Source organism: Asticcacaulis sp. YBE204 (assembly GCF_000495855.1).
In the GTDB taxonomy this organism is placed as follows: Bacteria; Pseudomonadota; Alphaproteobacteria; order Caulobacterales; family Caulobacteraceae; genus Asticcacaulis.
Map to the genome: position 1 here is coordinate 23,259 of NZ_AWGF01000015.1, position 13,489 is coordinate 36,747.

General features: G+C 60.0%; 12 protein-coding genes. 4 read left to right on the forward strand and 8 right to left on the reverse strand.

The window, feature by feature from the left end:
- The first annotated feature begins 16 nt into the window (after positions 1–16).
- Together AEYBE204_RS36385 and AEYBE204_RS36390 are read left to right on the forward strand one after the other, a co-directional pair.
- Entirely contained in the window at positions 17–1,312 is a 1,296-nt protein-coding gene (locus AEYBE204_RS36385; RefSeq protein WP_023463574.1) for a glycoside hydrolase family 130 protein, read from the forward strand.
- Positions 1,312–2,370: a DNA topoisomerase IB gene (locus AEYBE204_RS36390; RefSeq protein ID WP_023463575.1), complete on the forward strand. Its 1,059-nt coding sequence runs from the start codon at positions 1,312–1,314 to the stop codon at positions 2,368–2,370. Before AEYBE204_RS36385 ends, AEYBE204_RS36390 begins: the two co-directional genes overlap by 1 nt.
- 175 nt (positions 2,371–2,545) lie before the next feature.
- Here AEYBE204_RS36390 and AEYBE204_RS36395 read toward each other — a convergent pair whose 3' ends face one another.
- From AEYBE204_RS36395 to wrbA, 8 genes are all read right to left on the reverse strand, one after another.
- Positions 2,546–4,150: a response regulator gene (locus AEYBE204_RS36395; RefSeq protein ID WP_023463576.1), complete on the reverse strand. Its 1,605-nt coding sequence runs from the start codon at positions 4,148–4,150 to the stop codon at positions 2,546–2,548.
- On the reverse strand, positions 4,147–4,722 hold the full coding sequence (locus AEYBE204_RS36400) for a chemotaxis protein CheB (RefSeq protein ID WP_023463577.1): 576 nt from the start codon (positions 4,720–4,722) through the stop codon (positions 4,147–4,149). Before AEYBE204_RS36400 ends, AEYBE204_RS36395 begins: the two co-directional genes overlap by 4 nt.
- Positions 4,722–5,552: a protein-glutamate O-methyltransferase CheR gene (locus AEYBE204_RS36405; protein ID WP_031231379.1), complete on the reverse strand. Its 831-nt coding sequence runs from the start codon at positions 5,550–5,552 to the stop codon at positions 4,722–4,724. Before AEYBE204_RS36405 ends, AEYBE204_RS36400 begins: the two co-directional genes overlap by 1 nt.
- 434 nt (positions 5,553–5,986) lie before the next feature.
- Entirely contained in the window at positions 5,987–9,433 is a 3,447-nt protein-coding gene (locus AEYBE204_RS36410; RefSeq protein ID WP_023463579.1) for a response regulator, read from the reverse strand.
- Positions 9,434–9,478: 45 nt separating this feature from the next.
- Positions 9,479–9,856 carry a response regulator gene (locus AEYBE204_RS36415; protein ID WP_023463580.1) on the reverse strand — a complete coding sequence of 126 codons (378 nt, stop codon included), beginning with the start codon at positions 9,854–9,856 and terminating at the stop codon, positions 9,479–9,481.
- A 462-nt stretch (positions 9,857–10,318) separates the two neighbouring features.
- Entirely contained in the window at positions 10,319–10,504 is a 186-nt protein-coding gene (locus tag AEYBE204_RS40120) for a hypothetical protein (protein ID WP_081724742.1), read from the reverse strand.
- A 120-nt stretch (positions 10,505–10,624) separates the two neighbouring features.
- Positions 10,625–12,190 (reverse strand): PAS domain-containing hybrid sensor histidine kinase/response regulator, encoded by a 1,566-nt coding sequence (locus AEYBE204_RS36420; RefSeq protein WP_023463582.1) that lies wholly within the window; start codon positions 12,188–12,190, stop codon positions 10,625–10,627.
- A 98-nt stretch (positions 12,191–12,288) separates the two neighbouring features.
- Positions 12,289–12,888: an NAD(P)H:quinone oxidoreductase gene (gene wrbA, locus AEYBE204_RS36425; protein ID WP_023463583.1), complete on the reverse strand. Its 600-nt coding sequence runs from the start codon at positions 12,886–12,888 to the stop codon at positions 12,289–12,291.
- A 218-nt stretch (positions 12,889–13,106) separates the two neighbouring features.
- Between wrbA and AEYBE204_RS40440 the strand changes: the two genes are divergently transcribed.
- Positions 13,107–13,283 carry a hypothetical protein gene (locus AEYBE204_RS40440; protein WP_023463584.1) on the forward strand — a complete coding sequence of 59 codons (177 nt, stop codon included), beginning with the start codon at positions 13,107–13,109 and terminating at the stop codon, positions 13,281–13,283.
- Positions 13,284–13,292: 9 nt separating this feature from the next.
- On the forward strand, positions 13,293–13,427 hold the full coding sequence (locus AEYBE204_RS41005; RefSeq protein ID WP_023463585.1) for a hypothetical protein: 135 nt from the start codon (positions 13,293–13,295) through the stop codon (positions 13,425–13,427).
- Positions 13,428–13,489 lie beyond the last annotated feature (62 nt).

Below are 13,489 nucleotides of genomic sequence, written 5' to 3' on the forward strand. Positions count from 1 at the left end.
GGGGAGACGGGGTTACATGAAAAATATCAGATTCGACGACACGGTCCTGACCGCCAATCCGGAGCGCGTCGTCCTGCGCCCCTTCACCATTTCGGTCGAGCCCTCCTCGACCGCACAAGGCTCGATGTCGCGGGCCGAACGCGTCTGCCGCGCCTTGCTCAAGCTCAGTCGCGACGAATGTTGCGCCGAACTCGACAATGTCAGCCGCGATTTTATCGGCCGCCATTTGCAGGCGCGCGCCATCTTCCTCGACCGCTTCAAGCAGATCAAGAACGTGCTGGGCCGCGTCGAGGATCTCGACAAGATCGACGACGACCACGCCGCCCTGATCGGCGCCTATTTCTGCCACGAATATTCTTTCGAAGCGGCGGCGATCATGAATCCGTCGGTGGTGCCGCACCCGGATCAGGCAGGTGCCCCGGAAGGCACGACGCGCTTCATCATGTCGGTGCGCACGGTGGGCGAGGGACATATCTCGACCATCTCGTTCCGCATCGGTCTGTTCCACAATGACGACGGTTCCATCGATCTTGAGCCCGAATCCGACTTCATCGTTGCGGCCAAACCGGCGCAGTCGGCGACCGACGGCCCGATTACCGTCATGCGCTACAAGGCGTGCGATATTTCCGGCATGGTCATCTTCCCGACGACAAGGGCGCAGTCCAACGGCCTCGAAGACCTGCGGCTGGTTCACTTTACCGACGACGACGGCGAGACGACCTATCTTGGCACCTACACCGCATATTCGGGTCGCGAAATCGGCTGCGAGCTGTTCGAGACCGAGGATTTCGATACCATCTATCTAACGCCGTTCCGCGGTCTGGCCTCGACGCACAAGGGGCTGGCCCTGTTCCCGCGCAAGATCAACGGGCGCTATGCGGCGATCGGGCGGCTGGACCACGAGAGCCTCTACTACATGGAAACCGACGACAAGATGGTGTGGAGCTACGGCGACCGCATAATCGAGCCGAACTATCCGTGGGAGCTGGTTCAGATGGGCAATTGCGGCTCGCCGATCGAACTGGACGAGGGCTGGCTGGTCTTTACGCACGGGGTGGGGGCCATGCGCCGCTATTGCCTCGGCGCGGTCCTGCTCGACAAGGACGATCCGCGCAAGGTCATCGGGCGCTCAAAGACTCCGATGCTGGCCCCCGAAGAAGACAGTCGCGAAGGCTATGTGCCGAACGTCGTCTATAGCTGCGGCGCGATGAAGTGCGGCGACTGGGTCTTCCTGCCCTATGGCGTGGCCGATTCCTCGATCCGCTTCGCGTCCTTGCGGGTGGAGGATATTTTGCAGCATCTGGCGCTGTGATGGACGGCTCCTTCCCGGTCAGCGACGCGGTGGAACAGGCCAAGGAGGCGGGCCTGCGTTACGTCAGCGACCGCAAGCCGGGCTTTACACGCCGTAGGTCAGGCAAGAAATTCGTCTATTTCGACACCAAGGGCGAGCGCATTACCGATGCGAAAGTGATCGCCCGCATCAATAAACTGGCTATCCCACCGGCCTATAAGGACGTGTGGATTTGCCCCTATGCCAACGGCCATATTCAGGCGACCGGCAAGGACGCGCGCGGCCGCAAGCAATACCGATACCACGCCGACTGGCGCGCGACGCGCGACGCCACCAAGTTCGACCACATCCTGCGTTTCGGCGAAAAGCTGCCCGACATCCGCGCGAAGGTGCATGAACATCTCAGCCTACGCACCCCGTGCCGGGAAAAGGTGCTGGCGACCGTGGTGGCTTTATTGGAAAAGACTCTGATCCGCGTCGGCAACGACGAATACGCCCGCACCAATGGTTCCTACGGCCTGACGACTCTGCGCGACGAGCACGTCGATGTGTCGGGTCAGACCGTGCGCTTTTGCTTCAAGGGCAAGTCGGGCAAGATGTGGAACCTGAAACTCTCGGACCGCCGCATCGCCAATGCCATCCGCCGCTGTCAGGACCTCGGCGGGCAGGAACTGTTCGCCTGGGTCGACGACGCCGGGCAGGTGCGGGACGTCACCTCGTCCGACGTCAATGCCTATCTGCGCGAGATCAGCGGCGAGGCGTTTACGGCCAAGGATTTCCGCACCTTCACCGGCACGGTGCTGGCGGCCTTGGCGCTACAGGCGTTTGAAGGATTCGAGAGCGACGCGCAGGCCAAGCGTAACCTGAAAGCAGCCATCGACGAGGTTTCGAAACGGCTGGGCAACACCCCCGCCGTCTGCCGCAAGGGCTATATCCATCCGGAGGTGATCAACGCCTATCTGGAAGGCAGTCTTACCCAACAGATCGTCGGTGAAATCGACGCGCACCTGTCGGATGCGGCGTCGCTAACACCCGACGAGGTAATGGTGCTGGCGTTTTTGAAAAAGCGGTTGAGCTGACTCCCTCCTCCCTACGAAGTGGGGAGGTGGCAGGCTGCGAAGCAGACTGACGGAGGGGTACGACTCCGAAATTCGCAGTGCGTTAATAGGCTTGGCGTTATACCCCTCCGCCTCAACGCTTTGCGTTTCGCCACCTCCCCATCTTCGCCCAAAGGCTCGATAGGGAGGAGGGAGGTTAAACAGACGCTTCGCGTTCCGCCGTGATTTCCCCCAGCAAGCGCGTAAAGGCATCAAGGCTCATCGGTTTGGTCACGTGATGATCGAACCCGGCCTCAAAGGCCTTTTGCCGGTCGCGTTCCTGTCCCCAGCCGGTCTGGGCGATGATCACCGTCTCGTTCAAATCCGGGTTCTGACGCAGTTCGCGGCAGACCTCGTAGCCGTTCATCCCCGGCATCCCGATATCGAGCAGCACCACATCCGGCGTGTCGGTTTTCACCGCTTCCAGCGCCGCATAGCCGTCGTTCACCGTGCGCGCCGTGTGCCCGATCAGTTCCAGCATCCAGCTTGTCGTCTGGGCCGACTCGCGGTTGTCATCGACCACCAGCACATTGAGCGGCTTGTGTTCCGCCGCCGGGGCGTCCGCCTCGCGCCGCGCCGCCGCTTCCGACAGCGGCAGGCGAAGTTCGAATACCGAGCCCTGATTGAGCCCGCCGCTGCGCGCCACGATGGTGCCGCCATGCATGTGAACCAGCTTCTGCGCCAGCGCCAGCCCTATGCCGAGCCCGCCCTGCGCGCGGTGCAGGTTACGATCAAGCTGCGTGAACAGGTCGAACACCTTGGGCAGCATGTCTTCGTCGATACCGAGCCCGGTGTCGCTGACGCGGATGACGGCCTGGCCGTCGTCCTCGCTCAGGCTGAGGACGATACGCCCGCCTTCAGGCGTATATTTGGCGGCGTTGTTGAGCAGGTTGGCGATGACCTGCGCCAGCCGCGTCAGGTCGCCATTGACCCAAACCGAAGCCTCGGGCAGGTCGAGCGTAAACTGATGCTCCAGTTGATCGATCAGGGGGCGCGCGGTCTCGACGGCGGCGTGAATGGCGTCCTGCGCCGCCATGCGTTCCCGCTTGAGGTCGATCTTGCCTTGCGAAACGCGCGACACGTCGAGCAGATCGTCGATCAGGCGCACCAGATGCGTCATCTGACGGTCCATCATATCGCGGACATTGACCGCCATGGTGCCTTCCGGCGACATGCGCAGGATTTGCAAGCCGTTACGGATCGGCGCCAGCGGGTTGCGCAGTTCGTGCGCGAGAGTCGCCAGAAACTCGTCCTTGCGCTGATCGGCTTCTTTCAGCGCCTCGGCGGCGCGGCGGCTTTCACGCAGCAGCCGCATGTTCTCTTCGGCGGTCGATTGCAGGGCGTCGCGCTGGGCGGCGATCTGCTGGCGTTGCTGATAAAGCTCGAAAAAGACCTCGACCTTGGACCGCAGGATGTCGCCCTCGATGGGCTTTTGCAGGAAATCGACGGCACCCGTTTCATAGCCGCGGAAACGGCGCTCACGGTCGGCGGACCCGGCGGTCAGGAAGATGATCGGCACGCGACGGGTACGCTCGGACCCGCGCATCATCTCGGCCAGTTCGAAACCGTCCATCTCCGGCATCTGCACATCGAGCAAGGCCAAAGCCACGTCCTGTTTGAGCAGGATTTCGAGGGCCTCGACGCCCGAACGGGCTTTCAGCAGCACCAGACCGTCGCGGCGCAGCAGGGCCTCCAGCGCCAGCAGGTTTTCGTCGAGATCGTCGACGGCGAGGATATGAACGGGCTCGGCGGGCGTGATCATAGGGTCGCTCCGGTCAGGGTCGCCGCGATTTGGTCTAGCGTCAGGACTTCGGCTTCGGGGCAGGCGGCCATCGCCGATTCCGGCATGAGCCGCGCATAGGCGCCTCTGGGCATCTGGATCAGGCCGCGCCCACCCGCATCGATCACGGCGCGCAAACCCGCCGCGCCGTCTTCATTGGCCCCGGTCAGGACGATGCCGGTCAGGTTGTCGCCATAGGCTTCGGCGGCGGTCTCGAACAGCACGTCGATCGACGGGCGCGAAAAATAGACGGGCGCTTCGCTCGACAAGGACAGGCTGTGGTCCTGCTCGATCAGCAGATGGTAATCGGGTGGCGCAAAGTAGATGGTCCCGGTCTCGATAGGGGCCTTGTCCTCGGCTTCGACGACGGTCATGCGGCATTTACCGGCGAACAGCTCGGCAATCACGCTGTCCTTGTGCGGCGGCAGGTGGATGCATACCACCACCGGGTCGTGATCCTTGGCCAGATGCGGCAGGATGGCCGACAGGGCCTGAAGCCCGCCCGCCGACGCGCCGATGACGACGGCTTTCTTGATCGGGGTGGACTGTCCCATCAGGCCTCCTCGCGCTTCTGATAGAGGCGTTCGTCGCGAGCGAATTCGGCAAACCCGTCGACGTGCGAAGAAAAGCGCAGAGTCTCTTTAGAGCCGAGGCCGAGAAACCCCTTGTGCGACAAGGAGTCTCGGAACAGACCGATGGCGCGGTTTTGCAGATCCTTGTTGAAATAGATCAGCACATTGCGACACGACACCATCTGGGTTTCGGCAAACACCGCGTCGGTGACCAGCGAATGATCGGAAAACACCACGCGCTTACGGAGGGACTTGTCGAAAGTCGCCGCGCCATAGGCAGCGGTATAGTAGTCCGACAGCGACGACTTGCCGCCCGACAGGCGGTGGTTCTCGGTAAACAGACGCATTCGGTCGAGGCCATAAACCCCGGCTTCGGCCTTGCGCAAACTGTCCTGATTGATGTCGGTGGCGTAGAAAATGGTGCGGTCCTCAAGCCCCTCTTCACGAAACAATATCGCAAAAGAGTAAACTTCTTCACCGGTCGAACAACCCGCGATCCACACCTTGAGCGACGGATAGGTGCGCAGATGCGGCACGATTTTTTCGCGGATGGCCTTGAAATAGGTCGGGTCGCGGAACAGTTCGGACACCTGCACGGTGAGGTAACCCATCAGCTCCATCAGCACGCTTTCGTCGTGCAGCACCAGGTCCTGAAGCATGGAGATCGTGCGGCAGCCGAACCGGTCGCGCGCCTGCACCAGACGGCGTTTGATCGAGGCCATGGCATAACCGCGAAAGTCGTAGTGATATTTGAGATAGATGGCCTCCAGCAGGAGACGGATCTCTATGTCCTCGATCTTATTATTATGCACGACACCCAAATGCCCCGGAGGGTCGACTGAAAATTTTGCGGGATTATAAATTTCAGACCGACCTTATTGTGATCTCAAATAAAAATAAAATCAGTAAGTGTGTGCTGAAGGGACTTTAGGAAAGGCTTGCCACGGAAAACTCAGTTTAGAGAAGATGTTAGATAAACCCGTCATTTCGTTTTTCTCCCTCCTCCCTGCGTAGTGGGGAGGTGCCGAGCAAGCGAAAGCCGACAGGCTTGAGCGCGTCGAGGCGGAGGGGGATAACGCCAAGTCATTCAACGGGCTGGAAGTTTCGGAGTCGTCCCCCTCCGTCACTTCGCTATCGCTCAGTGCCCAACGCTTGCGAAAGCTATACTTTCGCTGCCGCTATACCCCATCTTCGCCAAGGCTCGATAGGGAGGAGGGAGTCTCTGTAAATGGCCGTTTCATCTACCCTATCTCGGCACCCAGACCCGCACCAGCGAGACCAGCTTTTCGACATCGAGCGGCTTGGCCATATAGTCGTTGGCGCCCGCATCGAGGCAGCGCTGCTGATCGTCCTTCATCGCCTTGGCCGTCAGCATGATCACCGGCAGTTTCTTCCAGTCGGGGTTCTTGCGGATTTCACGCGTCGCGGTGAGGCCGTCCATCTCCGGCATCATGACGTCCATCAGCACCAGATCGACGGCGGTGTCGGGTGATTTCTGCGAGATTTCCAGCGCGTCCAACGCTTCGCGACCGTTGCGGGCGATCTGCACGATGGCCCCCAGCGGTTCGAAGATGTTGGTCACGGCATAGACGTTGCGCACATCGTCCTCGACCACCAGCAGACGGCGGCCTTCCAGCATATTGTCGCGGCCCTTGGCCTTGTTGAGCAGCTTTTGCTGTTCGGGCGACAGTTCGGACACCATCTGATGCAGGAACAGGGTCACTTCGTCGAGCAGGCGTTCGGGCGATTTCGCACCCTTGATGATGATCGATTTGGAATAGCGGCGCAGCTTCTGCTCGTCTTCCGAGGTCAGGTCGCGGCCCGTATAGACGATGACCGGCGGGAAGGCATAGTCCTGTTCCGCCGACAGGGTTTCCAGCAGCGAATAGCCGGTGGCGTCGGGCAGGCTCAGGTCCAGCACCATGCAGTCATAGGTGTGATCTTTCAGCTCTTCCAAACATTCCGCCGCCGTGCCGACGGCCACGGTTTCGACGTCCTGCGTCTTGAGGAGCGCCATGACCGAGTCGCGCTGAACGGCGTCGTCCTCGACGATCAGGACGCGGCGCATCCGCTTCTCCAGCCGCGTTTCAAGCTGCTCGAACGCGTCGACCAGTTCTTCGCGCTTGACCGGTTTCAGCATATAGCCGACCGCGCCCATCGATAGCGCCGTGTGCATATAGTCGTTGGCCGAGACGACGTGGACGGGAATATGTCGCGTGCGCGGGTCGCGCTTCAGGCGATCGAGCACCGACAGGCCGGAATGGTCGGGCAGACCGACATCGAGCACCATGGCGGCGGGGACGTACTGACGGACCATGACCATAGCGTCTTCGGCAGTCGAGGCCAGCAGGCACTGGAAGCCGAGATCGTGGGCCAGATCGTAGAGGATCTTGGCGAAGGCCGGGTCGTCCTCGACCGCCAGCAGCAGGCGCTTGTCGCCGGTCAGGCTGTCACGGTCGTCGTGCAGACGCGGCTTCGACAGCGGGAGGGCGGCGGCGGGCGGTTCGTCGAAGGTTTCGATCACGGGTACCGAATGGTGGGGTTGATCCACACGCAGGGCGACCTGATCCGGATTATAGGCAAGCGGCAGTTCCAGGGTGAAGGTCGAGCCCTTGCCCGCTTCGCTGTCCAGCCGGATATAGCCGCCGAGCAGACGCGCCAGTTCGCGCGAGATCGACAGGCCGAGGCCCGTGCCGCCATATTTGCGTGAAATGGTCGAGTCCGCCTGACGGAAGGCGTCGAAGACCGTGCGCTGCTGTTCTTCCGAAATCCCGATGCCGGTATCGGTGACGGCGAAGGCCACCTTGCCATCCGCCGCGGGCGCGATTTTCAGCACCACCGAGCCCTTTTCGGTGAACTTTATGCCGTTCGACAGCAGATTTTTCAGCACCTGCTCCAGACGTTGACGGTCGGAATCGAACAGTTCTGGCAGGTCGGGCGATAGATCGACGGTGAAGTTCAGTTTCTTCTCGTTGGCCAGTGGCTCGAACACACGCGTCAGATCGTTGGCCAGACGTTTGAACGACACCGGCTCGGCATTGATATCCATCTGGCCCGCCTCGATCTTGGACAGGTCGAGAATATCGTTGATCAGGGCCAGCAGGTCGTTGCCCGACGACTGGATCGTGCGGGCGAACTTGACCTGTTCCTCGGTCAGGTTGCCGTCGCGGTTGTCGCCGAGGAGCTTGGCCAGGATCAGCGACGAATTGAGCGGCGTGCGCAGTTCGTGGCTCATATTGGCGAGGAAGTCGGACTTGTAGCGGCTGGCCTGTTCCAGTTCCTGCGCCTTAAGACTTATCTCGCCAGCGCTGCGATTGAGGTCTTCCTTCTGGATTTCGAGGATACGCGCCTGTTCGGACAACTGAACATTGGTTTGCTCCAGTTCAGCCTGCTGCTGCTCAAGCCGCATATGCGATTCCTTAAGGGCACGGCTTTGTTCTTCAAGCTCCTCGTTGTTCACACGCAACTCTTCGGACTGGGTTTGCAGCTCTTCGGACTGACGCTGGGTCTCTTCGAGCAGGTTTTGCTGCACGGCGCGGTAATTGGCCGAACGGACGGCCATGCTGACGAATTCGGAGATGCGATCAAGCAATTGCAGCTTCGTGGCATCGACCGGATCGAAGAAGCCCAGTTCCAGCACCGCATCGACCAGCCCTTCGGAGCGGGCGGGCGACACCACCACATGACGCGGACGCCACTGGCCGAGCGCTGCGCCGACGGCGAGGTGGGTTTCCGGCACATCGGCCAGCAGGATCGTCTTGCCGTCCGAGGCGGCCTGACCGACGACGCCTTCGCCCATTTTAAGCGTCGCGGGCACATCGCTGTCGGCGGGGACGCCAAAGGTTGCCACCTGTTTCAGGATGCTGCCGTCCTTGACGAAAAAGGCCCCGGCCTTGGCACCGCTGTAGTCGGACAGGAAGGCGAGGATATTGCGCCCCAGTTCATCAAGGCGCTGTTCGCCCATGGCGGCGGTGCTGACGCCGACTTCACCGGCCTGAATCCATTCCTGACGGCGGGTGATTTCGGTGGCGCGGCGGACGAGGAAGGCGATAATCAGGGTCAGAAGGATGCCGGAAATCGCGGCGATGATGGTCGAAAAGACCGCCGTATTATAAGCCGAGGACATTTCTTCGAGGCGCTGGACGCGGCGGGCGCGCTCTTCGCTCTGCATAGCCGAGATCAGAACGCGTACCTGATCCATATCGGCACGCCCCTTGTCGGTACCGACCACGGCGGCAGCGGCTTCGAAGCCTTTGGTCCGGCGCAGTTGCACCGTCTCGTCCAGCTCTTCCAACTTGGATTTGATGCGGTATTTCAGCGAGACCATCCGCGCTTCCTGCGACGGCGTCCCGGCGATCAGGGTGTCGACGGCGGAAGCGCGTTCCTGAACGTTCTGCACGGCCTGCGTATAAGGCTCAAGATAGGTGTCTTTGCCGGTCAGGATGTAGCCACGCTGCCCGGTTTCGGCGTCCTTCATGGTCGAAAGCAGGTCGCTCAAACCCAGTATAACCTCGTGCGTCTGGGCGACCAGTCTGGCGTCCTTGTTCAGGGTGGCGATGTTGGAAAAGGAGACGATGCCGCTGATAACGAAGAAGATGGCGACGAAAATCAGGGCAGCCAATACGCCTATATCGGCCTTGTTGGCGCGCCCATTCGCCCCTTGCTGCGCAGTATTCAGTGCCCGGTTCGGCATGGATCGGTCCCCAAAGTCTTAGTTTGTCTGTGTAGAGTAGCGCGTTCAGCCGCGCGCCAGGGTATCTTCGGCCAGGCGATTGAGCACGCCTTCAAGCGTCTTGAGATCGACGGGCTTGGTCAAATGATGTGCAAAACCGGCGGCTTCGGACTGCGCCCTGTGTTCGCGCTCGTCCCAGCCGGTCTGGGCGATGAAGACGGTCTGGTTGAGAGCGGGCAGCTGGCGCATTTCGCGGCACAGGTCATAACCGCTCATCCCCGGCAGGCCGATATCCATCAGCACCACATCCGGCAGATACTCTTTCCCGGCGACCAGCGCGTCTTTCGGCGTCAGGCTCAGGCGATAGTCGTAGCCGAGCATCTCGACGATCCAGCCCGTGGTTTGCGCCAGGGCTTCGTTGTCTTCCACGATCAGAATTTTCATGGCCGGCTCCCTTCGGCAAGGACGTCAACAGGGGTGAGTACGCTTGGGGAGCGGCATCGGACGCCAAGGTCCTGTTTTTATACTGTGGTCGCTTGCCCCGCAGGGAAGGAATCTAGTGCCTTTTTTGTGACGATGCAACGGGGGCGAGGCACATTTTGAAAATACAGGGATACGTGATCACGAGTTTTGAAGATGCGAGTAAGATTATTTATGATATATTTATTTTATATGTATTGTATATTTTAAATTTAATGACGCAATTTAGATGAAAATTATTTGTTGTAAAAATTTGCGAATGTTTAATTTGTGTATTTTTGAATTTAAATGATAAATTAAAATTGAAATAATTTAAAATATATATTCAATTGTACTTATAATTTTGAATAAAATTTCGTTGCAATGAATATTGTTTATACGGAGCTTTGGAAAGCGGTATTTTAAAACCGTTCTTCCCCGTAACTATCAGTAAGTGCTGGGGGGATCGCTGGCCGGAAAAGTATCTTCAACCATGTGATCGACCTGCTCTTCGCAAAGGTTTTCACGCAGGCGGCGGTCCTCACGATGGCAGCGGCGCAGGGTACGAACCGGGTGCAGAAAGCCATCGCAAAAGGCGCGAATGATCATGACGGACTGGATCAGGGGTGACACGGGAATCCTCGTTTTATGATTATGCCCCCACTGTAGAGGGGCTTTCGTAAGCGGAGGAGGGGCAATGGACCGTAGAACTGCAAAGAGGGGATAAGCCAGAGCGTTTCCCGGTTCACACGCCTAAGCCGCGTCGGACACCAGAAGGCGCTCCATTTTTTGCCGCAACATTACGGGGTCGAGCGGTTTCGGCAGGGCGTCGTCCATCCCGGCCTTGAGGCACAGGACGCGGTCACCGGGCAGGGTGCCGGCGACAAGGCCAAGCATGGGGATGCGCGACCGTCCGCGCCGCGCTTCCGCCGCGCGCAGGGCCTGAGCCGTTTGATGGCCGTCGAGTTGCACGTCGATCAGTATGGCGGCGTAGTCCTGACGCAGCGCGAAACGCTCCAGTGCGGCCTCGCCACTGGGGGTCACGTCGCAGATATAGCCGAAATTTTGCAGGCAGGTGACCGCGTCCGGCCCGCTGTCCACCACCAGTACACGCCGGCCACCGGCTTTACGCGGGGCGAGGGTCTGATCTGAGGGCGAGGCGTCCGATGGCCTCAGCGGCAGACGCAGGGTAAAGACGGCTCCCTGACCTTTCGACGAATTGACGGTGACGCGACCGCCCATTTTTTCTGCCAGGGCGCGCGTAATGGCCAGCCCCAGCCCCGTGCCGCCATATGTGCGGTGCGTGGCGGAATCGGCCTGCACGAACTTGTCGAAAATGGTATCGAGCCGCGTGGCGTCGATACCGATGCCGGTGTCCTTGACGCGGATGATCAGTTCACCGGAGAGCGATTGTGGGTCGGGTTGGGGGTCTGGCCGGTAATCGGTGGTTACCTCGATCCGGCCCTTGTCCGTAAACTTGACGGCATTGGCGCACAGATTGACCAGCATTTGGCGCAGGCGCGCCGGATCGCCGGTGAAGGTATGCGGCCCCGCCCCCTTCGACAGATCGATATGGTCGAGCCTGACCCCCTTTTCCTCGGCCTTGAGGCGCAGCATGTCCAGCACGTCGCGCACCAGGCGGGTCAGGTCGAACGACAAGGCCTCCAGTTCGACATGACCGGCTTCGATCTTGGCGATGTCGAGGCAGTCATTGATCAGGTCTAGCAGCGAATCGGCGCTCGATTGCAGGATACGTGCGTAGTTGGCCTGTTTTTCCGGCAGGGGCGGGGTCGCCGTCGCCAGAATATGGGCCAGACCGATGACCGCACTCATCGGGGTGCGGATTTCGTGGCTCATATGGGCCAGAAATTCCGATCGAGCCTGACTGAGGCGCTCGGCCGCGTCGCGGGCCTCAGTCAAATATTGTTCACGATGCTTATAGACGTCGATGTCGGTGCAGATATGGGTAAATCCGATCAGATGGCCGAAGCCCTCGTAACGAGGGGCGCTGCGGTCCAGCATCCAGCGGTAGTCACCCTTGGCGTCTTTCAGACGATATTCCTGCTCGCGGGGTTCCCTGCCGACGGAGCCGGTCGCATAAAGATCGCGGAACGTCTCCTGATCGTCGGGATGTATGGCGGTGATCCAGTCTTCGCTCAGCGCCTGATCGAGTGTCTGACCGCGAAAGGCGAGCCATTCATTGCTGAACCCTGTGGACCTGCCGACGGCGTCCGACACACGGATCATGACAGGCACGCCGTCGGGCAGGCGGGTTAGAGCGCCAGTGTCGGGGAGGTAATTGCGAATCCGTTCGGCCATACGCAACAATACAACAATAGCGGGAAAAATTTATCCTTTTCTTACGTTTTCACCACTTTGTGACCCTTGGGTTCTTATTAAAGATGTAAAATGCGGCCTTAACCAAACAGGCGGTTGGCGGTATTGGCGACCAGTTCGCCCTGGAACCGCGCCCCGGCCAGTTCGTTGGCGCTCGGCTGACGGGTGCCGTCGGAATTGGCGATCGTCGTGGCGCCATAGGGCGAGCCGCCGGTGACTTCGGCCACGCCCATTTGCCCCTGAAACGAATAGGGCAGGCCGACGATAACGAAGCCCAGATGCAGCAGGTTGGTGATCATCGAAATCAGCGTCGTTTCCTGTCCGCCGTGCTGGGTCGCGGTCGAGGTAAAAGCCGCGCCGACCTTGCCGTTCAACGCGCCGCGCGCCCACAGAGGTCCGGTTTGATCGAGGAAGGCGCTCATCTGAGACGCCATGCGGCCGTAGCGCGTGCCGACGCCGATAATGATGGCGTCGTATTGCTCAAGATCGTTGACCGTAGCGATCTGTGCTTTCTGATCAAGCTTGAAATGCGCCTTTTCCGCAACGTCCTGCGGCACGGTTTCGGGGACGCGCAGGATATCGACATGGGCACCGGTCTTGCGTGCGCCTTCGGCCACCGCCTCGGCCAAGGTTTCGATATGTCCGTAGGACGAGTAATATAGCACCAGAACCTTCGACATGGCCACGCTCCTTACAATGATGACGGTAAGATGTGGCCGGGCCGCGATAATGAAGAAATGGCGGTGACGAGCGCGCGCATAAGCTTTGCGTAAAAGGGGTCTTATGCCGCGCTTATTTTCCCGTTCCTGCGGTGCAGCGCTTTCTGATAACGGCGGTGTTAGCGTGAATATTTGCGGCAAGGGCTGTACCGCCGCGTCTTCTATCCAAGGACAAGACGATGTTCACCAAGGTTTCCGCCTACGCCAAGGGCTTTTCCGACGGCTTTTTCAAGAAAACGCCGCACGCCAAAATCCTGAAGGAAGACAAGGCGGCGCAGGACAATATCTCCGAAACCGAGATCGACAAGGCCGTGGATCAGTCCTTTCCGGCCAGCGATGCCTCGGCCAAATACTGAGGCGGCCAGATGGATCCGTTGAAATCGCCATTCTATGGCCTGACCGTGATGCCTGTCCGTCGGCGGCGCAGTCTGGGCCGCTTCATGCCGCTGGCCTGTGCGGCGGTCACCTTGCTCGTGGCGGTGTGGCTGGGTTTCGGATAAGCCTCATCGCCTTGATATTTGCCGCAACATCCCATAGATGCACGCGTTCAAGGTTTTTAAGG

Coding starts and splice junctions, on each gene's coding strand:
- AEYBE204_RS36385 (WP_023463574.1), top strand. CDS start 17: ATGAAAAATATCAGATTCGACGACACGGTCCTGACCGCCAATCCGGAG.
- AEYBE204_RS36390 (WP_023463575.1), top strand. CDS start 1,312: ATGGACGGCTCCTTCCCGGTCAGCGACGCGGTGGAACAGGCCAAGGAG.
- AEYBE204_RS36395 (WP_023463576.1), bottom strand. CDS start 4,150: ATGATCACGCCCGCCGAGCCCGTTCATATCCTCGCCGTCGACGATCTC.
- AEYBE204_RS36400 (WP_023463577.1), bottom strand. CDS start 4,722: ATGGGACAGTCCACCCCGATCAAGAAAGCCGTCGTCATCGGCGCGTCG.
- AEYBE204_RS36410 (WP_023463579.1), bottom strand. CDS start 9,433: ATGCCGAACCGGGCACTGAATACTGCGCAGCAAGGGGCGAATGGGCGC.
- AEYBE204_RS36415 (WP_023463580.1), bottom strand. CDS start 9,856: ATGAAAATTCTGATCGTGGAAGACAACGAAGCCCTGGCGCAAACCACG.
- AEYBE204_RS36420 (WP_023463582.1), bottom strand. CDS start 12,190: ATGGCCGAACGGATTCGCAATTACCTCCCCGACACTGGCGCTCTAACC.
- wrbA (WP_023463583.1), bottom strand. CDS start 12,888: ATGTCGAAGGTTCTGGTGCTATATTACTCGTCCTACGGACATATCGAA.
- AEYBE204_RS40440 (WP_023463584.1), top strand. CDS start 13,107: ATGTTCACCAAGGTTTCCGCCTACGCCAAGGGCTTTTCCGACGGCTTT.
- AEYBE204_RS41005 (WP_023463585.1), top strand. CDS start 13,293: ATGGATCCGTTGAAATCGCCATTCTATGGCCTGACCGTGATGCCTGTC.